Genomic DNA, 24,541 nt, shown 5'->3' with positions numbered 1-24,541 from the left:
TCCCTATTCGATAACCGCTGTCCGACCGTGGTCCGTGCATTCACCGCCGCGCCACAGTCGCCATTCGCCCGGGGCGTAGCGATGCCAGATCTCGTCTTCGGTCAGTGGCTCGGTGGCGATCACCGTGACCACGTCGTTGGGCGTGGTCTCGGCCTGAAAATCGACGATCATGTCCACATCTTTGAGGCGCGCCGGGCCGAAAGGTGCCCGACGGGTGATGTGCACCAACTTGCTGGAACAGAAACTGAACAGCCCGTCGCCATCGCTCAGCAAGCAATTGAACACGCCCTGGCCGCGGTACTCGGTGCAGGCCTTGACCAGCACCGGCAGCAGCGCTTCGAGGCTAACCGGCTCGGGGAATTCGCTGCGGATGCGGTTGAGCAGGTCACAGAACGCCGCCTCGCTGTCGGTATCGCCCACTGGCCGGTAGAAACCGGCGGCCGGGTTGAAGTTCGCCAGTTGGCCGTTGTGGGCGAAGCACCAGTTGCGCCCCCACATCTCCCGCACGAAAGGATGGGTGTTGGCCAGGCACACCTTGCCGACGTTGGCCTGGCGGATATGGCCGATCACCACTTCGCTCTTGATCGGGTAGCGCTGCACCAACTTCGCGACTTGCGATTCGCTGCTGGCGGTCGGGTCCTGGAACAGGCGCAGGCCGCGGCCCTCATAGAAGCCGATGCCCCAGCCATCGCGATGCGGGCCGGTGCGGCCGCCGCGCTGCATGAGCCCGGTGAAGCTGAAGACGATATCGGTCGGAACGTTGGCACTCATGCCCAGCAATTCGCACATGTGCGGGTTCTCGCAATCAGCGTTAGAGGCGCGGTTCTACGCGATAACCGGTGTTGACCGAAGCCGGGCGACGCTCGCCGCGCGCTTCGAACTGCTCCTGGGCCTCTTCCTCGGCCTTGATCTCGGCGGCGCGGCGGTCGGCCGCGGCAGCCTGCTCGGCCTTGCGGCGACGCGAGGCGCGCATGATCGGCCAGCGAATGAGCACGAAGATCAGGTACAGGGCGAAGGCGAACATGCCATACATGGCCAGGTCGGAGGCCGCCTGCAGCACGTTGTTGCCGGCCTTGACCAGCAGATCGAGGGCGGTGATGGCGATCGCTGGCGCGTACTGCTCCTTGAGCGGATCGACGATGGTCGGCGTGGCCAGCAGTACCAGCGCCAGCACCCGCAGCGGCTCGCGCAGGTAGCGCCACATCCAGCGGGTCAGGCGAAACCAGACCAGCAAACAGCCGACAGCGGCGATGGCGTAGATGCCCCAGGCGAGGAAATAATCGTGCTCGGTCATGGTGTCCGTGGTAAGGCTGGCAAAGAGGCGCTTATGATAACGGCTTTATGGAAGCAAAGCTTCCCCTGTGGCGAGGACGCTTGCCCTTGATCGGTGGATCAGCCCTGGCCGTATTGCTGGTACGATTTTTTCGGGGGCAAGCCCCCTCGCTACGGGTCAGCTCTCCACATATTTCAGGAATTTCTCATGGCCTCGACACATTCCCTGCCCCCCATTGCTCGTCGCGATACCGGTGACGACCCCTATGCCTGGCTGCAGGAGCGCGATACCGATGCCGTGCTCGACTACCTAAAGGCCGAAAACGCCTACCAAGAGGCGCAACTGGCCGATCAGGCGCAGCTGCGTGAACAGCTGTTCGAGGAAATCAAAGGCCGCATCCGCGAAACCGATCTCTCCCTTGCCTCGCCGTGGGGCCCTTGGCTGTATTACACCCGCACCACCGCCGGCGATGAATACGCCCGCCACTACCGTTGCCCGCGACCGGCCGACGACTCGCCGACCGTCGATGAACAGCATGAACAATTGCTGCTCGACCCCAACGTGCTGGCCAACGGCGGCTTTCTCTCGCTGGGTGCCTTCAGCATCAGCCCGGACCAACAGCGCCTGGCCTACAGCCTCGACACCAACGGTGAAGAGACCTATCGCCTGTACGTCAAGGAGCTGAGCAGCGGCGCCATTACCGAACTGCCGTTCGAGCAGTGCGACGGCAGCATGACCTGGGCCAACGACAGTCAGACGCTATTCTTCGGCGAACTGGACGACACCCACCGTCCCCACAAGCTGTATCGCCACCGTCTGGGCAGCGATGTCGCCGAACCGGTGTTCGAGGAGGCCGACGGACGCTTCTTTCTGCACTGCTACCGGGCGAGTTCCGAGCGCCAGTTGATCCTGCTGCTCAACAGCAAGACCACCAGCGAAGCCTGGGTGCTGGACGCCGAAACCCCCGAAGGCGAGTTCACCTGCCTGGCGCCGCGAATCGAAGACCACGAATACTATCCCGATCACGGCCAGCTCGAAGGCCAATGGACCTGGTTCATCCGCAGCAACCAGGCCGGCATCAACTTCGCCCTCTACCAAGCCGCGGACAACGGCCAGGTGCCGACCCGCGAGCAGTGGCAGACGCTGATCGAACACCGCCAGGACAGCATGCTCGAAGGCGTCACCCTCAATGCTCGCGCCTACAGCCTGAGCCTGCGCGAGGGCGGCCTGCCGATCATCGAAGTGCATCCGCAAGGCGCCGCCGCTTACCGTGTGCAACTGCCGGATGCCGCCTACAGCCTGTATATCTCCGACAGCCTGGAGTTCGACAATCCGCGCATTCGTCTGCGCTATGAAGCCCTCAATCGCCCCGCTCAGGTACGCCAGTTGAGCCTGGCCGATGGCGCCCAGGTGGTGCTCAAGGAAACCCCGGTGCTGGGCCCGTTCAATGCCGACGATTACCTCAGCCAGCGCCTGTGGGCGACCGCCGCCGATGGCACGCAGGTGCCGATCAGCCTGGTGCAGCGCCGCGATACCCTCGGCCAGGCCACGCCGCTGTACCTATACGGCTACGGCGCCTACGGCGAGAGCCTCGACCCGTGGTTCTCTCACGCCCGCTTGAGCTTGCTGGAGCGCGGCGTCGCCTTTGCCATCGCCCACGTCCGCGGTGGCGGCGAGCTGGGCGAGGCCTGGTACCGCGCCGGCAAGCAGGAGCACAAGGCCAATACCTTCAGCGACTTCATCGCCTGCGCCGAGCACTTGATCGAGCAGGGGCTGACCAGCGCCTCGCAGTTGGTCATCAGCGGCGGCAGTGCCGGCGGCCTGTTGATCGGCGCGGTGCTCAATCAGCGCCCTGAACTGTTCCGCGCGGCCATTGCCGAAGTCCCGTTCGTCGACGTGCTCAACACCATGCTCGACCCGGACCTGCCGTTGACGGTCACCGAATACGACGAGTGGGGAAATCCGCAAGAACCCGACGTCTATGCGCGCATCAAGAGCTACGCTCCTTATGAGAACGTCAGCGCCCAGGCCTACCCGGCCACGTTGGTGATCGCGGGTTACAACGACAGCCGCGTGCAGTACTGGGAAGCGGCCAAATGGGTGGCCAAGTTGCGTGCCACCCGCACCGACGATCATCTGCTACTGCTCAAGACCGAGCTCGGCGCCGGGCATGGCGGCATGAGCGGACGCTATCAGGGCCTGCGGGACGTCGCCCTGGAGTATGGATTCGTGTTCAAAGTGCTCGAACTGGTATAAATGCCCTCTACCCCGCAGGCGATTCGGCGTTCGCCGCGGGGTTTTCACCCATAGCAAAGACCTGATGCCATGCCTGATCCGACCTACTTGAACAACGAAATTCGCGACATGCTGATGGATTGCGGCATGTTCGTGCAGATTCACCCCGACGACCTGAAAGTCGCCTCGGGCTATTTCAGCATCGTCGACGTCGCCAAGGGCGCGGCGATCTTTCGCGAAGGCGACGCCGGCACCTTCATGTGCATCATTCACTACGGCCAGGTGTCGATCCAGAAGACCGACAGCGAAGGCAAGCAAGTGGAAGTGGCGACCCTGCGCAAGGGCCGCGCGTTCGGCGAAATGGCCGTACTCGACGGCGAACGGCGTTCGGCCAGCTGCCTCGCCGCGCAGGACTGCAAGCTGTTGAACCTGGGCAAGGACTCGCTGGAAAAGATGCTCAACGAAGCGCCCAAGGTGGGCGCCAAGATCATCCGCGTGCTGGCCGTGTCGATGTCCAAGCGCCTGCGCATGGCGGATGGGCAGCGGGTGTCCTGATCCGAAAGTCGCGCTGACTGGGCCGCTTCTCTCGCGAGCAAACCATGCTCGCCCGGTGCAGGCCGATATTCGTGGGAGCAGCGCTTGCTCGCGAAGAGGCCGGCACTGACGCTATCACCCCCCAGGCGGCTTGGTCTTGCTCGCCTCAGCCTCGGCATCCGGGGCGCTGGCCGCCTCGCGCGCCGGCGGCGTCGGCACCTGGATCGGCGGCAGCGCCGGCTGGCTGTCGGTGAGCGGGCTGGCGGTCAGCACGGCCGGCGTCGAGACTTGCGGATAGGGGGTCGCTGCGGCCGCAGCCGGGCTTTCCGGCACGGGCAGCACCGGGCCGTCAGGCGCCTCGACAGCGTGGGCCTGAGCCAGGGTGAAACAGGCGAAGGTCGCAATGACCCAACTAAAACCAGACCTCATGTAACACTCCAGCACCATGCCGACCACAAGGCTACTCCCTGTCGGGAAAAATTGCCCTCGTTGTGGCGACACTTTCATTCAAAAGCACCTACCGGCGCACCTGAGACAGCGCGGTGGCGGGCTCAGGTAAAGATCAGCCCGGATCAGCGATTGAAGCGTTCGGCCAGATTGTGCAGGTACTCGGCCATGCGCTCCAGATCCTGACTGATTTGCGCGCCCTGCCGGGCCTGACTCGCACTGTGATCGCACAGCTGAGCAATGCGGGTGATCTGCTGGTTGATGTCCTCGGCGACATGGCTCTGCTCTTCCGAGGCCGTGGCCATCTGCTGACTCATGCCGGTAATGCGGCTGACCGCCTGGGTGATACCCACCAAGGCATTTTGTACCGCCTGCACACTGTTGACGCTGTCGCGGGAAATCTGCTCGCCCTTGTTGGCGGTGCTCACTGCACGGTCGGCACCGGCTTGCAGCGAAGCGATAATCTGATGAATCTGCTCGGTGGAGGTGCGCGTGCGCATGGCCAGCGACCGCACTTCGTCGGCCACCACCGCGAACCCGCGTCCTTGCTCACCGGCCCGCGCCGCTTCGATCGCGGCATTGAGGGCCAGCAGGTTGGTCTGCTCGGCGATAGAGGTGATGACGTCGGCCACGCCACCGATGGATTGAGTTTCCTCGGCCAAGGCATTCACCGCCTGGCCGATTTCGCTCACTGCCGTGCTCATGTGGCCCATGGCGGCGAGGCTCTGCTCGGCCAGATCACTGCCTTGCTGGGCCAGTTGATCGGCATCGGCTGCCGCGCTGGCGGTGATCTGCACGTTATGCGTGACTTGCTGGATGGTCGCGGCCATTTCGGCGATGGCCGTGGCCGACTGATCGGTCTCGCTGCGTTGGCGGTCGAGCAACTGCGCCTGACTGCCCGACAACTCCGACGACTCGCTGGCGCGGGCCTTGACCCGCACGCCGGCGTCGACCAGCCGTGTCAGGGCCGTCTGCAAGCGCGCTTCTTCGCTGTACATGGCCAGCTCCAGCCGGCCTTCAGCACCTGGGCGGTCGCTGTAGGTCAGCGCCACCAACGGGCTGGTGAAGGATTTCGGGTGCTCGGCCAGGGTGTGCTCGATGCCCTGGCGCTGCAGCGCGCCGCTCAACAGCCAGGCGGCCACGATCGCCACCAGCGTCAGGCCAAGGCCGAGCCCGGGTGACAGCCATAGATAGCCGATCACCGCCGCCGCGCCTGCCAATACGAACGGCCAGCCACGTTGCAGCACTGTGCCCAGGCGGGCGACCGGCGACACCGCCGCCTTGCCCGCGCGCAGCCGCGCATACAACGCCGAGGCACGGCGGATCTGCTCGCGGCTGGGCACCGAGCGCACCGACTCGTAGCCACTGATGCGGCCGTTTTCATAGATGGCGGTGACGTAGGCGCTCACCCAGTAGTAGTCGCCGTTCTTGGCGCGGTTCTTGACCACGCCCATCCACGGCTTGCCCTGCTTGATGGTCTCCCACATGTGCGCGAACACGCTCGCGGGCATGTCCGGATGGCGAACCAGGTTGTGCGGTTGGCCGACCAGTTCGTCATAGGTAAAACCGCTGATACTGACGAAGGCGTCGTTGCAGTAGGTGACGATGCTGTTGAGATCGGTGGTGGAGATCAGCCGCTGATCGGCAGGAAAGGTTCGTTCGTGTTCGGTGACGGGCAAATTATTGCGCATCGTGCATTCCTTGCGGTAAGGGCGGTGGTTCATCCACTGAAGAAAATCTAGCAGAGGGCGGTGAAGTTGCCTGTAGCGAGGGGGCTTGCCCCCGAAAAGGGTCCGGCCAGCCGCTATTGCGCTGACGCACGGATATTTCGGGGCAAGCCCCCTCGCTACTAGGCGTCAGACTTGGATGAGCTGGGTCTTGAGCAGGTCACGGAATGTCTGGATCAGCGGCTCGCGGCTGCGGCCCCGGCGCAGGATCAAGGTAAAGGGCGCCTGATAGCCGAAGGTCGCGGGCGACAAGACCCGCAGGTCGCCCTTGTCGACCCAGGGCTGAGCATAGTGCTCCGGCAGGTAGCCGACATAGGCGCCGGACAGCACCAGAATCAACTGCGCCTCCATGCTGTCCACCGTCGCCGCACTGTGCTTGAAACCATGACGCGCCAGCTCCGCCTGGCTCCAGTAACCGCGCCCGACCATGCGCTGCTGGGTTATCACCTGCGGTGGGATCCGCCGCTCGCTGAACAGCGGATGCCTGCTGCTGCAGTACAGCCAATGCTGCTCACGATACAGCGGCTGATAGACCAGGCCGCTCATGCGCGTCGAAAACGCACCGATGGCGAGGTCCAGGCGGTTGTCCTGCACCGCCAGTTGCAATTCGTAGGGGCTGAGCACCGACAGGTGCAGGTGCACGGCCGGGTGTTCCTGGCTATAGGCACCGATGGCCTCGGCCAGCGGCAGCGCCCGGTCGTTGACCGTGGAGTCGATCACCCCCAGGTTGAGGGTGCCGCGCAACTCGCCCTTGAGCGCCGCAGCGTATTGCTCGAAACCTTCCATCTCCGCCAGCAGGCGCAGGGTTTCCTGATGGAACAGCTCGCCCTTGCTGGTCAGGCTGAAGCCGCCACGGCCGCGGTGGCAAAGAACGATCCCCAGTGCCGTCTCCAGCTGACTCATATAGGTACTGATCGCCGAGGTCGACAGGTTCAGTTCCTGCTGCGCCGTGGCGAAACCCTGGTGGCGCACGACGCTGACGAAAATTCGCAGCAGCTTCAAATCCGGCAGCGCATTGCCCATCCCTAACCATCCTGTAGCGAGGGGGCATGCCCCCGGTTGCGGTGTGTCAGCCTGCAGATTGATTGCCGACCCTTTCATCGGGGGCACGCCCCGTGCCGCGGAGTTTACTTCAGAAAATCCTGAACTAAGTATTTCTCGACAGCGATTCTTCCCTCTCCCGGCAATGCGCAGACTCCGGCCATGCATTGCCCGCTCTTGAACGGGCCTGAAGATTCAGACTGGAGGTGTCAGCCGTGGAAAAAATCTATCACCAACCCCTGGGCGGCAATGAAATGCCGCGCTTCGGCGGTATCGCTACCATGCTGCGCCTGCCGCATTTGCAGAGCGCCGCCGGCCTGGACGCCGCCTTTATCGGCATCCCGCTGGACATCGGCACCTCGCTGCGTGCCGGCACCCGCTTCGGGCCGCGGGAGATTCGCGCCGAATCGGTGATGATCCGTCCGTACAACATGGCCACCGGCGCCGCGCCCTTCGATTCGCTGTCGGTGGCCGATATCGGCGATGTCGCGATCAATACCTTCAATCTGCTCGATTCGGTGCGGATCATCGAGCAAGCCTACGACGAAATCCTCGAACACGATGTGATCCCCCTGACCATGGGCGGCGACCACACCATCACCCTGCCGATCCTGCGGGCCATCCACAAGAAGCACGGCAAGGTCGGGCTGGTGCATATCGATGCCCACGCCGACGTCAACGATCATATGTTCGGCGAGAAGATCGCCCATGGCACCACCTTCCGCCGCGCCGTCGAAGAAGGCCTGCTCGATTGCGATCGTGTGGTGCAGATCGGCCTGCGGGCCCAGGGCTATACCGCCGAGGACTTCAACTGGAGCCGCAAGCAGGGCTTCCGCGTAGTCCAGGCCGAGGAGTGCTGGCATCAGTCGCTCAAGCCGCTGATGGAAGAAGTGCGGGCCAAGGTCGGTGACGGACCGGTGTATCTGAGCTTCGATATCGATGGTATCGACCCGGCCTGGGCACCTGGCACCGGCACCCCGGAAATCGGTGGCCTGACCACCATTCAGGGCATCGAGATCATCCGCGGCTGCCAGGGCCTGGATCTGGTCGGCTGCGACCTGGTGGAAGTCTCGCCGCCTTACGACACCACCGGCAATACCTCGTTGCTGGGTGCCAACCTGTTGTACGAAATGCTGTGTGTGCTGCCGGGTGTCGTACACCGCTGAATGCTCTCCACTGGACCTGTAGCGAGGGGGCTTGCCCCCGATTCAGTGTGCCAGTAGTAAAGCTTTGACTACTGGCACCGAGTCGGGGGCAAGCCCCCTCACTACAGGTTTCCAGACATACACCATAAGAAAATCGTCCCACCCAAAACACTGCCACCAATCCACCGCATGCTCGGAGCTGATCATGCACGACAATAAAAATGCGCAGCGCATCAACGAGATTGAAACCAACGGCGTCGAGCAGATTCCGGACCATCAACGCACCGCCACACCACTGGACCTGTTCCGTTTGATCTTCGGTGGCGCCAATACCTTTTCCACCGCCGTACTGGGCAGCTTCCCGGTGCTGTTCGGGCTGTCGTTCCAGGCCGGACTGGCGGCGATCCTGCTGGGTACCCTGGTGGGCGCGGTAATTCTGGCGCCCATGGGTCTGTTCGGCCCGATCAATGGCACCAACAACGCGGTGTCTTCGGGCGCGCATTTCGGCGTGCACGGGCGCATCGTCGGCTCGTTTCTGTCGCTGCTGACCGCCGTCGCGTTCTTCTCGCTGTCGGTCTGGAGCTCGGGGGACGCCTTGGTCGGCGGCGCCAAGCGGCTGGTCGAGCTGCCAGAGAACGATCTGTCACTGGCCCTCGCCTATGGCCTGTTCGCCTTGCTGGTGCTGACCGTATGCATCTATGGCTTTCGCTTCATGCTGTGGGTCAACAAGGTCGCGGTATGGACTGCCAGTGCGCTGTTTCTGCTAGGCATCCTGGCGTTCGGCCCGAGCTTCGACCTCAACTTCGCCGGTAGCCTCAGCCATGGTCAGGCCGGTTTCTGGGCAGCGTTCATCGGTGCATCGCTGGTGGCCATGAGCAACCCGATCTCGTTCGGCGCCTTCCTCGGCGACTGGTCGCGCTATATCCCGCGAACCACCGCCAAGAGCCGCATCATGGGCGCAGTGATCCTGGCGCAACTGGCAACGCTGCTGCCGTCGGTGTTCGGCCTGGCCACCGCTACCATCGTCGCGGCCCAGGCACCGGACTACATCACCAACAACAACTATGTCGGGGGGTTGCTGGCGGTATCGCCGACCTGGTTCTTCCTGCCGGTGTGCCTGTTGGCCGTGATTGGCGGCATGTCCACCGGCACCACGGCGCTGTATGGCACCGGGCTGGACATGTCCAGCGTGTTCCCGCGAGTGCTGTCGCGGGTCAAGGCGACGCTGCTGATCGGGGTGATGTCGATCGCCTTTATCTTCATCGGCCGCTTTGCCGCCAACCTGGTGCAGAGCGTATCGACCTTCGTGGTGCTGATCATCACCTGCACCACGCCGTGGATGGTGATCATGCTCATCGGCCTGCTGGTGCGTCGCGGCTGGTATTGCCCGCAGGACCTGCAAGTATTCACCCGGGGCGAGACCGGAGGTCGCTACTGGTTCAGCCACGGCTGGAACTGGCGCGGGCTAGGCGCCTGGATCCCCAGCGCGCTGGTGGGCCTGTGCTTCGTCAACCTGCCGGGACAGTTCGTCGGGCCGCTGGGCAATCTGGCGGACGGCATCGATATCAGCTTGCCGGTGACGCTTGGCCTGGCGGCGGTGGTCTATGGACTGATGTTGAAGCTGTTTCCGGAATCCGTGGAAGTTTACGGGCCAGGGCGTACCACTGCGCAAGCGCCGCAGGGTGCGGTTGGCCTAAGTTAAGACACCGCAATCAATGTGGCGGGGGGGCTTGCTCCCGATTAAGGGTGCCAGTGACGAAAATGTTGTCGCTGAAACCGGATCGGGAGCAAGCCCCCTCGCCACAGGGTTTGACGGAAAACCGCAAGAAAATGCAGCCGGTTGCGGTTCGGCTCAGCTGAACACCGCGACATCGTGACCGAATAGCCATTGCGGCGACACCCCCTTGGTTGTACGATAACGGACAAATCAGGCTAGCCTCCGCCACATAAAAACAAACAAGCCCAGGTGTCACCATGTCCTACGCCCTACCCGCACGTCCCCCGCGCACACCCTTTTTCCCGCACTCGATCCGATATCCCTGACGCCCCCATACGCTGACCCGCACTCCAAAAACAACCGCGTGGGAGATGTAATGTGAAAACCCCGTCTGCAGTATCCGGCACTCCGATGAGCGAAGCGCTCAAGTCGGCAGTCTCGAAAGTGAAGATGCACGTTTTGCCCCTGTTCGTGATCATGTTCATCGTCAACTACATCGATCGCGTCAACGTCGGCTTCGTGCGCTCGCACATGGAAACCGATCTTGGCATCGGCGCGGCCGCCTATGGCTTGGGCGCCGGGTTGTTCTTCGTCGGTTATGCGATCTTCGAAGTCCCTTCCAACATGCTGCTGCAGCGCTTCGGCGCCCGCGCCTGGCTGGCGCGCATCATGCTGACCTGGGGCGTGGTGGCCATGGCCATGGCGTTCGTCAAGGGCGAGACCAGCTTCTATGTGCTGCGCTTTTTGCTCGGCGCGGCGGAAGCGGGCTTCTTCCCGGGCATCATTTACTATTTCACCCAGTGGCTGCCGTCGTCTGAACGCGGCAAGGCCATGGCGATCTTCCTCAGCGGCTCGGCCATCGCCTCGGTGATCTCGGGCCCGGTCACCGGCGCACTGCTCAACGTCTCCGGTCTCGGCCTGCACGGCTGGCAGTGGATGTTCATCATCGAGGGCGGTTTCTCGGTGGTGCTGTGCTTCTTCGTCTATGCCCTGCTGGACTCGCACATCAGCGAGGCCAAGTACCTGAGTGAGCCTGAAAAAGCAGCGCTTATCGACTGCATCGAAGAGGAACAGCGCCTCAAGGACGCCGAATACAAAGTGCGCCCTTCGCTGATGCGCTTGCTGGCCGACCGGCAGATCGTGCTGTTCTGCTTTATCTACTTCTCCGTTGCCCTGACCATCTACGGCGCCACCTTCTGGCTGCCGAGCATGATCAAGAAGATGGGCAACATGGGCGACTTCGAGGTCGGCCTGTTCAACTCGATCCCGTGGATCATCTCCATCATCGCCATGTACGGCTTTGCCGCCCTGGCGGCGAAGTTCAAGTTTCAGCAAGCATGGGTCTCGGTCTGCCTGGTGATTGCGGCCATCGGTATGTTCGCCTCCACTTACGGCGGCCCGGTGTTCGCCTTCGTGGCCATCTGCTTCGCGGCGATCGGCTTCAAGGCCGCTTCGGCGCTGTTCTGGCCGATTCCTCAGGGTTACCTGGATGCTCGGGTGGCCGCGGCGGTGATCGCGTTGATCAACTCGCTGGGCAACCTCGGGGGTTTTGTGGCGCCGACGGTGTTCGGCTTTCTGGAAGAGAAAACCGGTTCGATCCAAGGTGGTCTGTACGGCCTGGCCGCGACCTCGTTGCTGGCCGCTGTGGTGATCTTCTTCGCGCGGACCAAACCCAAAGGTGACAAGGCCGGTTCACAGCCTGCCGGCCCGGCCATGGTTCACTAAGTCTTAGGAGCTGAGTCTTGAAAATCAAACGCGTAACCGTCACCCCGATCGCCTTCCGTGACCCGCCCTTGCTCAATGCCAGCGGTATCCACGAGCCCTTCGCCCTGCGTTCGATCATCGAAATCGAGAGCGACAACGGCTACATCGGCCTGGGCGAAAGCTACGGCGACGCCCCGGCGCTGGCAATTCAGGACGCGCTCAAAAGCGAACTGATCGGCCTCGACCCCTTCAACCTCAACCACCTGCGTGAAGTGGTCAAGAGCGTGGTGGCCAAGCATCGCCCTGCGAGCCTGGCCGGTGCCGAACTGGCTCCGGGCTCCCACGCCAGCAAGGCGGTGAGCAACGCTTATTCCGCATTCGAAGTGGCGTTTCTGGATCTGCAAGCACGTTCGCTGAACCTGCCGCTGGTGGACTTGCTCGGTGGCCGTTGCCGTGATGAGGTGCCGTTCAGCGCCTATCTGTTCTTCAAGTACGCCCAGCACATCGATTCGCCCTATGCGCCCGACTCCTGGGGTGAAGCCCTGAGCGAAGAACAGATCGTCGCCCAGGCCCGGCGCATGATCGACGAGAACGGCTTCCAGAGCATCAAGCTCAAGGCCGGCGCACTGGATCCGGAACACGAAGTGGCGTGCATCAAGGCACTGAAAAAAGCTTTCCCCAATTGCCCGTTGCGCATCGACCCCAACGGCAACTGGTCGCTGGAAACCGCCATCCGCATGGCCGAACTGCTGGGTGACGACCTGCAGTATTACGAAGACCCGACCCCGGGCCTGGACGGCATGTCCGAGCTGCACAAGCGCACCGGCCTGCCGTTGGCCACCAATATGGTGGTCACCGACTTCGACGAGTTCCGCCGCAGCGTGGAATTGAACAGCGTGCAGATCGTGCTCGCCGATCACCACTATTGGGGCGGGCTGCGCGATACCGTGTCACTGGCGAAGATGTGTGATGTGTGGGGCTTGGGCGTGTCGATGCACTCCAACTCGCACCTGGCGATCAGCCTGATGGCCATGGCCCATGTGGCGGCGGCGACGCCGAATCTGGATTACGCCTGCGACACCCACTACCCGTGGCAGGAACCGGACGAGGAGGTGATCAAAGGAGGCAAACTCAAGATCGTCAACGGCTGCGTGCAGATCAACAAGACCCCGGGGCTGGGCCTGGAGCTGGATTACGACCAGCTCGGCAAGCTGCACGAACAGTTCTTGAGGTGCGGCATTCGCAGCCGTGACGATGTGAAGCAGATGCGCAAGTACAAACCTGACTGGACGCAGGTCAAGCCGCGCTTCTGATCGAGACTGAATGGACAGATTATTTGGCCCGATCGGATGATCGGGCTTTCTTTTGCGCTATCAGCGGCGGCGTGGCGGCGGCTGGCGGCGTTTGTCGTCGGTGGGAACAGGCACGGGTTGCATGGGTGGAGGCACTAGGCCGAGTGCGACGGCGAGGTCATGGAGCCAGTTGTACAGTGGATTTTTCATACAGCCCCCCTTCAGGGTGATACCGAGCGGCAGAACTACTGCGCTTCAAACTGATGATAGTCCGATGTCCATAGCAACGCTTGCCTTAAATCAGCAAATATCGCCACATTTCATTTCAGAACGCCTCTGTGGCGAGGGGGCTTGCTCCCGATACGGGGAGTCAGCCAGCAATCAGGTGACTGACACGCCGTATCGGGGGCAAGCCCCCTCGCTACAGGGAGTGTTATTCCGCCGCTGGTGCTGGCTTGCGACGCTTGAGCGGCGCCAGGCCATCACCACTCACCAACGGATCGGCTTTCGGGCGGTTGACCGTCTTGCGCTTGGTCGGGCCTTTGGCGGCGGTCTTCTTGTCGGCTTTCTTGCCGTCGACCTTCTTCTTTTTCACGCCCACTGCCTTGCCCGAAGCCTTGACCTTCTTCGGCCCGCCATAGGTCCCTTTGACTTCCTTGATCACTCGGCGCTCGAAGCTCTGCTTGAGGTAGCGCTCGATGCTCGACATCAGGTTCCAGTCACCATGACAGATCAGCGAGATCGCCAAACCTTCGTTGCCGGCACGGCCAGTGCGGCCAATACGGTGCACGTAGTCGTCACCGCTGCGCGGCATGTCGAAGTTGATCACCAGGTCGAGGCCGTCGACGTCCAGGCCACGAGCCGCGACATCGGTGGCCACGAGGATCTTCACGCCGCCCTGCTTGAGCCGGTCGATCGCCAGCTTGCGGTCCTTCTGGTCCTTTTCGCCGTGCAGCACGAAGGTCTTGTATTCCTGCGCGACCAGACGGCCGTAGATACGGTCGGCCATGGCGCGGGTGTTGGTGAAGATGATCGCCTTCTGATACGTCTCGTTGGCCAGCAGCCAATTGAGGATCTGCTCCTTGTGGACGTTATGGTCGGCGGTGACGATCTGCTGGCGAGTGCCTGAAGCCAGTTCACTGACGTTGTTGATCAGCAAATGCTCTGGGTCCTTGAGGACCTTGCCGATCATGTCGCGCAGACCTGCGCCGCCGGTGGTGGCGGAGAACAGCAAGGTCTGCTCGCGGTTGACGGCTTCGTCGCACAGACGCTGGACGTCTTCGGAGAAGCCCATGTCGAGCATGCGGTCGGCTTCGTCGAGCACCATGACCTCGACCTTTTTCAGGTCCAGGTTACCAGCGTTGAGGTGCTCCAGCAGACGGCCCGGGGTACCGATGAGGATATCCGGGACCTTGCGCAGCATGGCGGCCTGCACCTTGAAGTCTTCACCCCCGGTGATCAGGCCGGCCTTGATGAAGGTGAACTGCGAGAAGCGCTCGACTTCCTTGAGGGTCTGCTGCGCCAGCTCGCGGGTCGGCAACAGGATCAGCACACGGATATCGACACGTACCTGAGCCGGCCCCATCAGGCGGTTGAGCAACGGCAGCACGAAGGCTGCCGTCTTGCCGCTGCCGGTCTGGGCGGTTACCCGCAGGTCCTTGCCCTGCAGCGCGAGCGGAATAGCCGCGACCTGCACTGGCGTAGGCTCGACAAATTTCAGTTCGGCCACGGCTTTGAGCAGGCGTTCGTGCAGGGCAAATTGGGAAAACACGGGTGTTACCTCGGCGCAGTTCGGAAATTCAACGGCATAGCGTAACGGTTTCCGCGCCAAAGGCCGAATTTCTTTACTCGCCGAGGTTGAATCAGCGGCTATCGGTCGACAGCTCGGCGGCCTCCACGCCTGTCGAATCGGCCTTGCTCAGCCACCATTGACTGCCCTGCCCCGGCTTGAGCAGGTCGACCCGCTCGCCCATCCGTGGCGTGCACAGTGCCACTGCGTCGGCCGCCGCCAGCGCCGTGATGCGGTCGAACGGCTCGTGCCAGGCATGATTGGACAGATCGAAGGTGCCATTGTGAATCGGCAGCAAACACTGCCCGCGCACATCCTTGTGGGCCTGCAGGCTTTCCTCCGGCTGCATGTGCACGTGGGGCCAGGCGACGTTATAGGCGCCGGTTTCCATCAGCGTCAGGTCAAAGGGGCCGAAACGCTCGCCAATCTCCTTGAAGCCGGCGAAATATCCGGAGTCGCCACTGAAGAACAGCCGCCAGTCAGGTTCGATCATTGCCCACGATGCCCACAGTGTGCGGTTGCTGTCGAACAGGCCGCGGCCAGAGAAGTGTTGCGAAGGGGTGGCGACGAAGCGCGTGCCGTCGATTTCGGTTTCTTGCCACCAGTCCAACTGACGCACCTTGCTGGCCGGTACGCCCCATTGCATCAGGCGGTCGCCTACCCCCAGCGGTGCAAGAAAATGCTCGGCCTTGCTCGCCAACCGGGTCACCGCCCGCTGATCGAGGTGATCGTAGTGGTCGTGGGAAAGAATCACAGCCTTGAGCGGCGGCAGATCGTCAATGCCGATGGGCGGCGCATGGAAACGTCGCGGCCCGGCCCACTGCACCGGCGAGGCGCGCTCGGCGAACACCGGATCGGTGAGGAAAAACGCGCCGCGCGCCTTGATCAGTACCGTTGAGTGCCCCAACCGCCAGACGCTGTTGTCCGGCGTCGCCAGCAACTGCTGACGATTGAGGGATTGCACGACGAATGGCGCGCAAGGCCGCGTGTAGGCAGGCTTGGACAGCAACAGGTACTTGAAGCCGATTTTCAGCTTTTTCAGAAAACTGTCACGGCGCATGACGATCAGATTGCGGAACTGGCCGTTGGTACGGCGCGAGGCGAAAGCCGACGCATCGGTCGGCTCGATGGCTTGGTCACGGGCTGGCTGGGTCATGAAAGCAGGTACTCCCGGCGGTAGTGGGCAACGTGGGCTTAGCATACGCCCGCAGTCAATCATGCGAAGTCGTATAAACGTGACAATTCATGAACCGCGCCCACACACCACTCGTCTGCTTTTTCGCGGCATCCTGTCGTCGAGTTCGACACATTTACGTATGACAACCAGACTCTAGAAACAAGGGCTGCCCAGGCGTCAGGGCGTTCTTTGCAGGAAGCAAAAGTGCCAGGGTCACTCAATCCAACGCACAATCGCAGGGATCAGCACAATAATGAATAAGACCAATGCGGATTCGTCTTTACCTGCCCTACCCCACACCCCCCATACGCGCACGCTGATTGCCCTGATCGGCCTGCTGTTTGCCGCAGCCTTCCTGATCGGCATCGGCGCCTTGATCAATATCGCCCGCAACCTCAACAGCGAAGAGCTGCAAAAAAGTTATTTCTACACCCAGAAAGCCCTGGAAACCCGTACCTCCACCTCGGCAGCGCTGATCAACTCCTTTGCCGTGTGGGACAGCGCCTATCGCCATCTCAATGGCGTCGCCGATATTCAGTGGGCCTATAAAGAGCGCAATCTGGGCGATCCGTTGTTTATCAGCAACGGTTACGAAGGCGTGTTCGTGGTCGACCGCAAGACCACCAAATACGGCCTGTTCAATGGCCGCCTGACAGATGTGCCGGTGTCGCGGTATCTGGACACTTCGCTGGGCAGCTTGATCGACGCCGCCCAGGACGCCGCAGCGCAAACGCGCGCGGTGGACCGCTTCGCGCTGTTCAATGGCTGGCCGGCACTGGTCTCGGCGGCGGCCATTCAGCCCGGCGACGACGGTACGCGGATCGATCCCGCGAGCCTGTCAGTGCTGATTTTCGTCGACCAGCTGACCCCGGCCAAACTGCTCAAGCTGGGCCAGGCCTACGGCCTTACCGGCCTGGCGATCGAGGCCCCGGGCGTGCAGACCTCCGCGCGCCCGCAGCTAAACCTGGGCCACACCGGCTTTCGTCTGACCTGGGACCCGCCACGCCCAGGCAACGACCTGCTGTGGTCGGTGGTCCCGCCCTTGCTGGCGGCGGGGCTGGTGCTGTGCCTGCTGCTGGGTTATTTCTTCCGGTTCGCCTTGCGCACCTCGCGGCAGATGGACTCCAACTATCGCGTCCTGAAAGTCAGCAACCAGGCGCTGGAAGCCAGTGAAGAACGTTTTCGCGCGGTGGCCGAAGCGGCCTCGGACTGGATCTGGGAAACCGACGAGCACGGCCACATCCTCTACCTGTCGACGCGCTTCGTGGCGGTGACCGGTTTTACCAGTGACGATTGGCTGGGCAAGCCGTTGGAGCAACTGCTGCATTGCGACACCCTGCCGATCGGCGCCTGGCTGAGCAATCTGCGCGACGGCCAGGTCCACACCGCCCATCTGCGCTGCGCCTACCGGGACCACTCGGCGCAGCCGCGTTTCTGCCGGGTGTCGGCAAGGCCGATCCTGATGGATGGCAAGGTATCGGGATTTCGCGGCACGGCGAGCGATATCACCGACGAGGTCGCCGCCCACGCGCAGATCCAGCACCTGTCGATGCACGACGCCCTCACCGGTCTACCCAACCGCAATCTGCTGGCGCGCCACCTCGAAGACGCCCTGAGCCGCTTGTCCCACACGTCGGGCAATTCCAGCGATGCCCAGGGTTTGACCTTGCTGCTGCTGGACCTGGACGATTTCAAGCCGATCAACGATACCCTCGGCCACCCCGTCGGCGACGCCGTGCTGCTGGAAGTCGCCCGGCGCCTGCGCGACGCCACCCGCGAGCAGGACCTGGTGGCGCGCCTGGGCGGGGACGAATTTCTCATGGTGCTCGGCGGCCTCACCAACGACAAGGAAGTCGATCGCTTTTGCGCCCGCCTGATCGAAAACCTGCGCCAGCCCATCCTTCATGGCGATCAACAGCTGTACATCGGCGCCAGCATGGGCATCGCCCAAAGCCATCTGCAAGGGGCGGACCCCACCGAGTTGATCCGCTGCGCCGACATCGCCCTGTACGCCGCCAAGGCCGAGGGCAAGAACACCTGGCGCTACTTCTCGGCACAGATGAACGAGGAGATCCAGCATCGCCGCCACCTCGAAAACGAGCTGCGCCTGGCGGTCAAGAATCACGAATTCGTCTTGCACTACCAACCACGCTACGAGCTCGACGGCATGACCATCGTGTCCGTCGAGGCGCTGGTGCGCTGGGATCACCCTATCGAAGGGTTGATCAGCCCCGACGCCTTCATTCCGCTGGCCGAGCAGACTGAGCTGATCGTGCCCCTCGGCCGCTGGGTGCTGCGCGAGGCCTGCGAGACGGCTCGCCTATGGCCGGGCGAGCTGATGGTCTCGGTCAATCTGTCGCCGGCGCAGTTCTCCCGCAGCGACGTGGTCGCGGATGTCCGCGAAACCCTGATCCAGACCGGTTTGCCCGCCCATCGACTGGAACTGGAGATCACCGAAAACGTCATGCTCAACGATATCGACAATGCCCTGCACATCATGAACGCCCTCAAGGAGCTGGGCGTGCGCCTGAACATGGATGATTTCGGCACTGGTTACTCGTCGCTGGGCTATCTGCGCACCTACCCCTTCGACAGCATCAAAATCGACAAGCGCTTCATCGCCGCCATGGCCATGGGCAGCAACGATCGCGCCGTGGTGCAGGCGATCATCAACCTGGGCAAGGCCATGGGCCTGAAAGTCACCGCCGAGGGTGTCGAGACCGAACAGCAGCTGGCACTCCTGAGCAGCGATGCCTGCCATGAGGTGCAAGGTTTCTATATGAGCAGGCCGATCGACAAATCGGCTCTGGGCAGGTTGTTGAGCGAACAGGATAGCGTCCGCCTGCCCAGTCGCAGCGCGTAAATCTGATCTCGGGCCTGGCGCAATCGCAAGCAAATGCGCCGCCGAAAACATTTTTTACAGTATGGGGCGCAGTCGCTTAGACTCCCAGCTATTGGATGCTGACACCTTGGCGCATCCCTCTCTCTTTCTGGGAAATCCACTGTTCCATGGCGAAGAACGTTGCCGCCGATATCGCCACTATCGGCCGAATCAATGCCGTGCCCGCGTTGTTGCAGGTGATTTGCGAGACCACCGGCATGCGCTTCGCCGCTGTCGCGCGGGTGACAGACACTGCCTGGATCGCCTGCGCGGTGCTCGACAATCTCGGATTCGGTCTGGAAGTCGGCGGCGAACTCGAGCTCAACACCACGTTGTGTGACGAAATACGCGATCACCACCACACCATCATCATGGATCAGGCCAGCACTGATCCGCTCTACTGCAATCATCACACCCCGCGCATCTACAAGTTCGAAAGCTATATCTCGGTGCCGGTGTTCCGCACCAATGGCGAGTTTTTCGGCACCATCTGCGCCCTCGATCCTAATCCGACGCCACTGAAGGGCTCGGCGATTCAACCGATGATCGAGTCCTTCGCGCGGCTGTTGTCGATCCAGATGGAGAGTGAAGAAGCCTTCGCCCAGACCGAACAGGCCCTGTTGCAGGAGCGGCAGGTGGCCGAGTTGCGCGAGCAGTTCATCGCCGTGCTCGGCCACGACTTGCGCAATCCGCTGTTCGCCATCAACGCCGGGGCCGAAATGCTCCTGCGCCGGGCCGGTGACGAGCGCAGCATTGGCATCATCGAGCACATCATCACCAGCAGCAAGCGCGCTTCGCGACTGGTCGAGGACGTGCTGGACTTCGCCCGCGGCCGCCTGGGCAGCGGCATCACCGTGAGCATGGTGCCGCTGCCGGACCTGGCCGAAGCCCTGCAGCATGTGGTCGCCGAGGTTCATCGGGTCAATCCGCAGCGGGTGTTCAACCTGCGCATCGGCGACCTGGGCGACCTCAAGGGCGACCGCGAGCGCATCACCCAACTGTTGTCCAACCTGGTGGCCAATGCCATTCACCATGGCTCGGAGCAGGGTCCGGTGATCATCGATGCCCACGTCCAGGACGGTGTCTTCAGCCTGAGCGTGCACAATCAGGGCACGCCCATTTCGGCGTCCGTGCTGGCGCAGCTGTTCCAGCCCTTCACCCGCCACAACGCCGATGCGCCGCCCAGCGGTCTTGGCCTGGGCCTGTACATCGCCGATCAGATCGCCCGCGCCCACGGCGGCCATATGGAGGTGTCTTCGACGGCCGAGAGCGGCACGCTGTTCACTTTCAGGCTGCCGCTGCACAGCGAGTAAGTCCTTCAGACGTCAGGGTTTGCCGCTCACCAGCTCGACCAGTCGATCCAGGCTTTCGTTCCAGCCCTGATGAAAGCCCATGGCTTCATGACTGCGGCAATCTTCGGCGCTCCAGTGCCGGGCGCTGGCGGTGTAGCGGGTCTTGCCGTGCACGTCCTCGAGTTCGATGACCGCGGTCATGAAGGCTTTGGCCGAAGGGATCCAGCCCGGCAGAAAGGCATCGGTGAAGACGATCCGGCGCGGCACTTCGATTTCCAGGAACACGCCCTGGGTTGGATACTCGCTGCCATCCGCAGCGCGCATCAGGGTGCTGAACAGGCCACCGGGCCATAGCTGCAGGGTGCATTCGGGGGTGGTCATGCCCCGGGGGCCCCACCAGCGCTTGAGCTCCTCAGCGTTGGTCCAGGCGCCGAACACGCGGGCGCAGGAGGCATCGATCAGGCGGGTAATGGACAACTCGAAAGCGGGTGACGCAACGGCAGGGGATTGAAGGCTCATATTGTTATTTCCTTCGTTCGGGTTGGAAACGTTGGCGACTGCGGGACATGATCGCGCTTCACAGGCAAAACCGCCAATACCAAAGTACATGGCAGACTCAGAGTCGGTGGGCGACCTGTCCTGACCAGTCGCGCACCGTGCCGTTGCCTTTTCACATTTTTTCGATAAGTGCCGCTCTACATTCGACCGGCGCGCCAGGTAGCACGTCGCCACCCTTCCCTCGCCATTACCTAACGACAAGAGCCATCGATGATCAGCGTGATAAGCCGTCGCCTTCCCCCCGTCAGCAGCCAACGAATGGTCATGCTCTGCGCCGCGGCGTTAGTAGCGATCTACAACCTGGCCACCTGGAAAGCGGTCGACGCATTGGTGAACTTTTCGGGCATCAAGGGGCTGGCCTTCAACCTCTCCTTCGCCGTGTTCCTGTGGGCCGCCTTCACGGTGCTGCTGACGCTGGTATCGTTCCGGCCCGTGTTCAAACCGGTGCTGGTGGTGATCTTCCTGTGCTCGGCGTCTGCGGCCTATTTCATGGACAACTACGGTATCGCCATCGATACCGAGATGATGCAGAACGTGCTGGAAACCAACCCCGGCGAGGCCGCAGCGCTGCTCAGCCCGAAACTGTTCGGTTACCTGCTGCTGCTCGGCCTCGTCCCCGCCCTGCTGGCGTGCTGCTGGCCGGTGGTGTATCGCCGTTGGCTACCGGGGCTTATCAACAAAGTGCTGGTGGTGGTCGGCTGTCTGGTACTGGTGGCCGTCGCGGTGGGCAGTTTCTACTCCACCTACGCGCCTATCTTCCGCCAGCAGGACAAACTCACGCACTTCATCAACCCGACCAACTATATCTACGCCAGCAACCGCTTGATCAAACAGCGCTATGCCATCAAGGAAAACCTGGTGGTGCAGAAGATCGGCGAAGACGCGGTGCTGAGCAATGCCGCCCTGCAGCGCCCGAAAAAACAGCTGATGATCTTCGTGGTGGGTGAAACCGCGCGTGCCGACCACTTCTCGCTCAATGGCTATGCTCGGGAGACCAACCCGGAACTGTCCAAGCTCGACATCCTCAATTACACCCAGGTGCATTCTTGTGGGACCTCGACCGCAGTCTCGGTGCCTTGCATGTTCTCGATGTTCCCACGCAAGGACTATAGCGACAAGAAAGGCAAGACCTACGAGAGCCTGCTGGATGTGATGCAACGCGCCGGGGTGCAAGTGCTGTGGCTCGACAACAACAGCGACTGCAAGGGCACCTGCCTGCGCGTGCCGCACCAGGACATCCCCAAGAATCAGCCGAGTGCGTTCTGCGACGGTAACCGCTGCCTGGACGAATCCCTGCTGGTGGGCCTGCAGCCCTATGTCGACAGCCTCAAGGACAACGCCATCATCGTCCTGCACGCCGACGGCAGCCACGGCCCGGAGTATTACGACCGCTACCCCACCGATCAGGAGCGCTTCAAGCCGGTGTGTCACACCAATCAGCTAGGCAGTTGCAGCAAGGACGAACTAGTCAATGTGTATGACAACACCATTCTCTACACCGACCACTTCCTTGCGCAGGTGGTGCAATTTCTGAAGAACAACCAGGACAAGTACGACACCTCGATGATCTACATCTCCGACCATGGCGAGTCCCTGGGCGAGAACGGCATGTATCTGCACGCGGCGCCTTACGCCATCGCCCCGCAAGCGCAGACTCATGTGCCGATGGTGATGTGGTTCGGCAAGGACACTTTGCCGGCGGCGGGCGTCGATCGCGATTGCCTGGCGAACAAGCGAGACCAGGCGGACTTGAGCCAGGACTACATGTTCCACTCGGTACTGGGGCTGTTTTCGGTGCAGACGTCGGTGTATCAGCCGGCACTGGATATTTTCCACAGCTGCAAGCACTGATTGATCAGGCCAGAAATTCGCGGTGTAGCGACTGGCCTCTTCGCGGGCAAGCCTTGCTCCCACCCTGCAAGCTGCACCCGAGGCGCACACCTGTAGGAGCCGGGCTTGCCCGCGAAGAGGCCAGCCGCCTCACCGAGGCCTCAGGCCGATACCCCAAGAATGAATTCGCGATACCCCGACGTAATCACGAACACCGCGAACCACACGAAAATCCCCGCCGACAGCAGATAAGAGAACTTCAACAGGCGCGCACCCAGCAGCTTGCCGCCTTGGCTGGCGATCGCGCACAAGACCAGGCACCACAGCACTCCGGCACTGAAGAATCCCCCCAGAAACAACCCGGTACCCATCGGCCCCGATGCGCCCGCACGGGAGATCAACACCCCGCCGACCGCCGCGAACCACAGAATCGCACTGGGCGACGACATCGCCAGGAATACCCCACGGCCAAATTCCCTGATCGACGACTGCTGTGTGGCCTCGCCCGCCCCGGCCAGCTCGTTGCTGCTGGTGACGGCCGACACCAGCATGCGCACGGCAAACCAGATCAACATCGCCGAGCCACCCAGCCATAGCACCCAGCGCACAGTCTCGTATTGCAACAGTACGGTCATGCCCGCCAAGGCCAGCACGGCATAGGCCAGATCGCCGAAACAGGTGCCCAGGCCCAGCCAGAATCCAGGCAAAAAGCCGCGCTGCATGGCCAGCGTGATCATGGCGATGTTCGCCACACCGATATCCAGGCACAACGACAGGCTCAGCAAGAAGCCACTGGTGAATTGCATTGCGTGTTCCATCGCATCGATTATCAAGCCGGGCAGAATACTCGCAACCTGACGTCGGAGCGAGAAACCCGCTCGCTTGGATCCGGGTAGACTGGCCCTCGCGAATCAAACCGGAGACCCCCAAGGTGCAATACACCCTCGGCCTGTTCGACGATCTGCCCAGTGCGCCGGGTGGCGTGCGCGCCATCGGCAGCCAGGCTTTCGTACTCGAAGGCTTCGCCCTGCCCTATGTCGCCGACCTGCTGCCATTGCTCGACAGCATCAAGCACCGCGCGCAGATTCGCCACATGGTCACCCCGGGCGGCTTCACCATGTCCGTCGGACTGACCAACTGTGGCGCCCTGGGCTGGGTCAGCGATCGCCAAGGCTACCGTTATTCGGCCGTCGACCCACTCAGTGGCGAGCCCTGGCCGGCGTTGCCGCCGCTGATGCTCGAGCTGGCACGCAAGGCTGCACAGGCAGCCGGCTTCGAGCATTTCGAGCCGGACGCCTGCCTGATCAATCATTACGCCCCAGGGGCGCGCATGTCGTTGCATCAGGACCGCGACGAAAAACAGCTCGGCGAACCCATTGTTTCCGTTTCACTGGGTTTGCCAGCGATGTTTCTATTCGGCGGTTTCGAACGCAGTGACAGTACCCAGCGTGTCCCGTTGGTCCATGGTGATGTTGTGGTATGGGGCGGTGCCGATCGGTTGCGTTTCCATGGTGTGTTGCCGATCAAGCCAGCCGAACATGCATTGCTGGGACCGTGGCGAATCAATTGCACTTTCCGCAAGGCGGGGCGCTAAAACCTGAATTAAATAATCGACAACAAAAGACCCCGACATCTGCCGGGGTCCTTGACGGGTGATAAATAACTTAGCCTTGTTGGCAACCATTACCCATCACACGGTATTCGATCTTGTGTTCCTGACCTTGATGGTCGAAGTAAGTCATGGTGGCCGGGACCACACCGCAAACATCCGGGATAGGCGAGACGTCAACGACCTTGGCGATGTCCAACTTGGTCCCGTAGCTGTATTCGGTAGTCGCGACATTATTGCTGTCATCAGCCGCTTGCGCAGCGGACATGCAACCGATAAACGACAAACTA

21 protein-coding genes and 1 pseudogene are annotated in these 24,541 nt (G+C 62.2%); 10 read left to right on the top strand and 12 right to left on the bottom strand.

The genetic code is table 11. The features are described from left to right. Nucleotides 1–3 precede the first annotated feature (3 nt). Nucleotides 4–789, bottom strand: a complete 786-nt coding sequence (locus tag AC3WJP_RS15770; RefSeq protein ID WP_493722121.1) for a class II glutamine amidotransferase — start codon at nt 787–789, stop codon at nt 4–6. 22 nt (nt 790–811) lie between these two features. After that, on the bottom strand, nt 812–1,294 hold the full coding sequence (locus tag AC3WJP_RS15765; protein ID WP_493722122.1) for an MFS transporter: 483 nt from the start codon (nt 1,292–1,294) through the stop codon (nt 812–814). 186 nt (nt 1,295–1,480) lie between these two features. Between AC3WJP_RS15765 and AC3WJP_RS15760 the strand changes: the two genes are divergently transcribed. Together AC3WJP_RS15760 and AC3WJP_RS15755 are read left to right on the top strand one after the other, a co-directional pair. Further along, the gene (locus tag AC3WJP_RS15760; RefSeq protein ID WP_493722123.1) at nt 1,481–3,529 is read left to right on the top strand and encodes a S9 family peptidase; all 2,049 of its coding nucleotides are present in this window, start codon (nt 1,481–1,483) and stop codon (nt 3,527–3,529) included. A 69-nt stretch (nt 3,530–3,598) separates the two neighbouring features. Next, nucleotides 3,599–4,063: a Crp/Fnr family transcriptional regulator gene (locus AC3WJP_RS15755; protein ID WP_493722124.1), complete on the top strand. Its 465-nt coding sequence runs from the start codon at nt 3,599–3,601 to the stop codon at nt 4,061–4,063. Nucleotides 4,064–4,177: 114 nt separating this feature from the next. Here the strand turns inward: AC3WJP_RS15755 and AC3WJP_RS15750 are convergent, their stop codons facing one another. The 4 genes and pseudogenes from AC3WJP_RS15750 to AC3WJP_RS15735 all read right to left on the bottom strand — a co-directional run bounded on the left by AC3WJP_RS15750 (nt 4,178) and on the right by AC3WJP_RS15735 (nt 7,239). Next, on the bottom strand, nt 4,178–4,471 hold the full coding sequence (locus AC3WJP_RS15750) for a hypothetical protein (RefSeq protein ID WP_493722125.1): 294 nt from the start codon (nt 4,469–4,471) through the stop codon (nt 4,178–4,180). A 143-nt stretch (nt 4,472–4,614) separates the two neighbouring features. Further along, nucleotides 4,615–5,649 (bottom strand): methyl-accepting chemotaxis protein, encoded by a 1,035-nt coding sequence (locus tag AC3WJP_RS15745; RefSeq protein WP_493722205.1) that lies wholly within the window; start codon nt 5,647–5,649, stop codon nt 4,615–4,617. A gap of 219 nt (nt 5,650–5,868) precedes the next feature. Further along, a pseudogene (locus AC3WJP_RS15740) lies at nt 5,869–6,180 on the bottom strand (PAS domain-containing protein); the annotation flags it as partial. A 165-nt stretch (nt 6,181–6,345) separates the two neighbouring features. Then, complete coding sequence (locus tag AC3WJP_RS15735; RefSeq protein ID WP_493722126.1) at nt 6,346–7,239, bottom strand: LysR family transcriptional regulator; 894 nt, start codon at nt 7,237–7,239, stop codon at nt 6,346–6,348. A gap of 233 nt (nt 7,240–7,472) precedes the next feature. Between AC3WJP_RS15735 and speB the strand changes: the two genes are divergently transcribed. From speB to AC3WJP_RS15715, 4 genes are all read left to right on the top strand, one after another. Beyond that, on the top strand, nt 7,473–8,423 hold the full coding sequence (gene speB / locus AC3WJP_RS15730; protein ID WP_493722127.1) for an agmatinase: 951 nt from the start codon (nt 7,473–7,475) through the stop codon (nt 8,421–8,423). 184 nt (nt 8,424–8,607) lie between these two features. Further along, on the top strand, nt 8,608–10,104 hold the full coding sequence (locus AC3WJP_RS15725) for a purine-cytosine permease family protein (protein ID WP_493722128.1): 1,497 nt from the start codon (nt 8,608–8,610) through the stop codon (nt 10,102–10,104). A gap of 426 nt (nt 10,105–10,530) precedes the next feature. Beyond that, nucleotides 10,531–11,844, top strand: a complete 1,314-nt coding sequence (locus tag AC3WJP_RS15720) for an MFS transporter (protein ID WP_493722206.1) — start codon at nt 10,531–10,533, stop codon at nt 11,842–11,844. 17 nt (nt 11,845–11,861) lie between these two features. Then, nucleotides 11,862–13,136 carry a glucarate dehydratase family protein gene (locus tag AC3WJP_RS15715; RefSeq protein ID WP_493722129.1) on the top strand — a complete coding sequence of 425 codons (1,275 nt, stop codon included), beginning with the start codon at nt 11,862–11,864 and terminating at the stop codon, nt 13,134–13,136. 60 nt (nt 13,137–13,196) lie between these two features. Here AC3WJP_RS15715 and AC3WJP_RS15710 read toward each other — a convergent pair whose 3' ends face one another. From AC3WJP_RS15710 to AC3WJP_RS15700, 3 genes are all read right to left on the bottom strand, one after another. Continuing rightward, nucleotides 13,197–13,325, bottom strand: coding sequence for a PA1414 family protein (locus AC3WJP_RS15710; protein ID WP_493722130.1), 129 nt, complete (start codon nt 13,323–13,325; stop codon nt 13,197–13,199). Between the two features lie 223 nt (nt 13,326–13,548). Beyond that, nucleotides 13,549–14,886, bottom strand: a complete 1,338-nt coding sequence (locus tag AC3WJP_RS15705) for a DEAD/DEAH box helicase (RefSeq protein WP_493722131.1) — start codon at nt 14,884–14,886, stop codon at nt 13,549–13,551. Nucleotides 14,887–14,977: 91 nt separating this feature from the next. Beyond that, nucleotides 14,978–16,060, bottom strand: coding sequence for an MBL fold metallo-hydrolase (locus tag AC3WJP_RS15700; protein ID WP_493722132.1), 1,083 nt, complete (start codon nt 16,058–16,060; stop codon nt 14,978–14,980). A gap of 274 nt (nt 16,061–16,334) precedes the next feature. Between AC3WJP_RS15700 and AC3WJP_RS15695 the strand changes: the two genes are divergently transcribed. Continuing rightward, nucleotides 16,335–18,944, top strand: a complete 2,610-nt coding sequence (locus tag AC3WJP_RS15695) for a bifunctional diguanylate cyclase/phosphodiesterase (protein ID WP_493722133.1) — start codon at nt 16,335–16,337, stop codon at nt 18,942–18,944. A 146-nt stretch (nt 18,945–19,090) separates the two neighbouring features. Beyond that, complete coding sequence (locus tag AC3WJP_RS15690; RefSeq protein WP_493722134.1) at nt 19,091–20,275, top strand: GAF domain-containing sensor histidine kinase; 1,185 nt, start codon at nt 19,091–19,093, stop codon at nt 20,273–20,275. A gap of 12 nt (nt 20,276–20,287) precedes the next feature. On the opposite strand, the gene AC3WJP_RS15685 is transcribed toward AC3WJP_RS15690, so the two are convergent. Beyond that, nucleotides 20,288–20,773: an SRPBCC family protein gene (locus tag AC3WJP_RS15685; RefSeq protein WP_493722135.1), complete on the bottom strand. Its 486-nt coding sequence runs from the start codon at nt 20,771–20,773 to the stop codon at nt 20,288–20,290. A gap of 249 nt (nt 20,774–21,022) precedes the next feature. On the opposite strand from AC3WJP_RS15685, the gene AC3WJP_RS15680 reads away from it, so the two are divergent. Next, nucleotides 21,023–22,663 (top strand): phosphoethanolamine transferase, encoded by a 1,641-nt coding sequence (locus AC3WJP_RS15680; protein ID WP_493722136.1) that lies wholly within the window; start codon nt 21,023–21,025, stop codon nt 22,661–22,663. A 140-nt stretch (nt 22,664–22,803) separates the two neighbouring features. Here the strand turns inward: AC3WJP_RS15680 and AC3WJP_RS15675 are convergent, their stop codons facing one another. Next, nucleotides 22,804–23,448 (bottom strand): LysE family translocator, encoded by a 645-nt coding sequence (locus AC3WJP_RS15675; RefSeq protein WP_493722137.1) that lies wholly within the window; start codon nt 23,446–23,448, stop codon nt 22,804–22,806. Between the two features lie 125 nt (nt 23,449–23,573). Here AC3WJP_RS15675 and alkB point away from each other — a divergent pair, with 125 nt between their 5' ends. After that, nucleotides 23,574–24,236, top strand: a complete 663-nt coding sequence (gene alkB, locus AC3WJP_RS15670) for a DNA oxidative demethylase AlkB (RefSeq protein WP_493722138.1) — start codon at nt 23,574–23,576, stop codon at nt 24,234–24,236. A gap of 70 nt (nt 24,237–24,306) precedes the next feature. Here alkB and AC3WJP_RS15665 read toward each other — a convergent pair whose 3' ends face one another. Continuing rightward, nucleotides 24,307–24,519, bottom strand: a complete 213-nt coding sequence (locus AC3WJP_RS15665; protein WP_493722207.1) for a DUF2790 domain-containing protein — start codon at nt 24,517–24,519, stop codon at nt 24,307–24,309. Between the last annotated feature and the right edge of the window lie 22 nt (nt 24,520–24,541).

The organism is Pseudomonas sp. GW821-FHT01A09 (genome assembly GCF_058986725.1).
The sequence above is the reverse complement of the archived record's forward strand: the minus strand, read 5'-3'. Positions and strand labels throughout refer to the sequence as shown.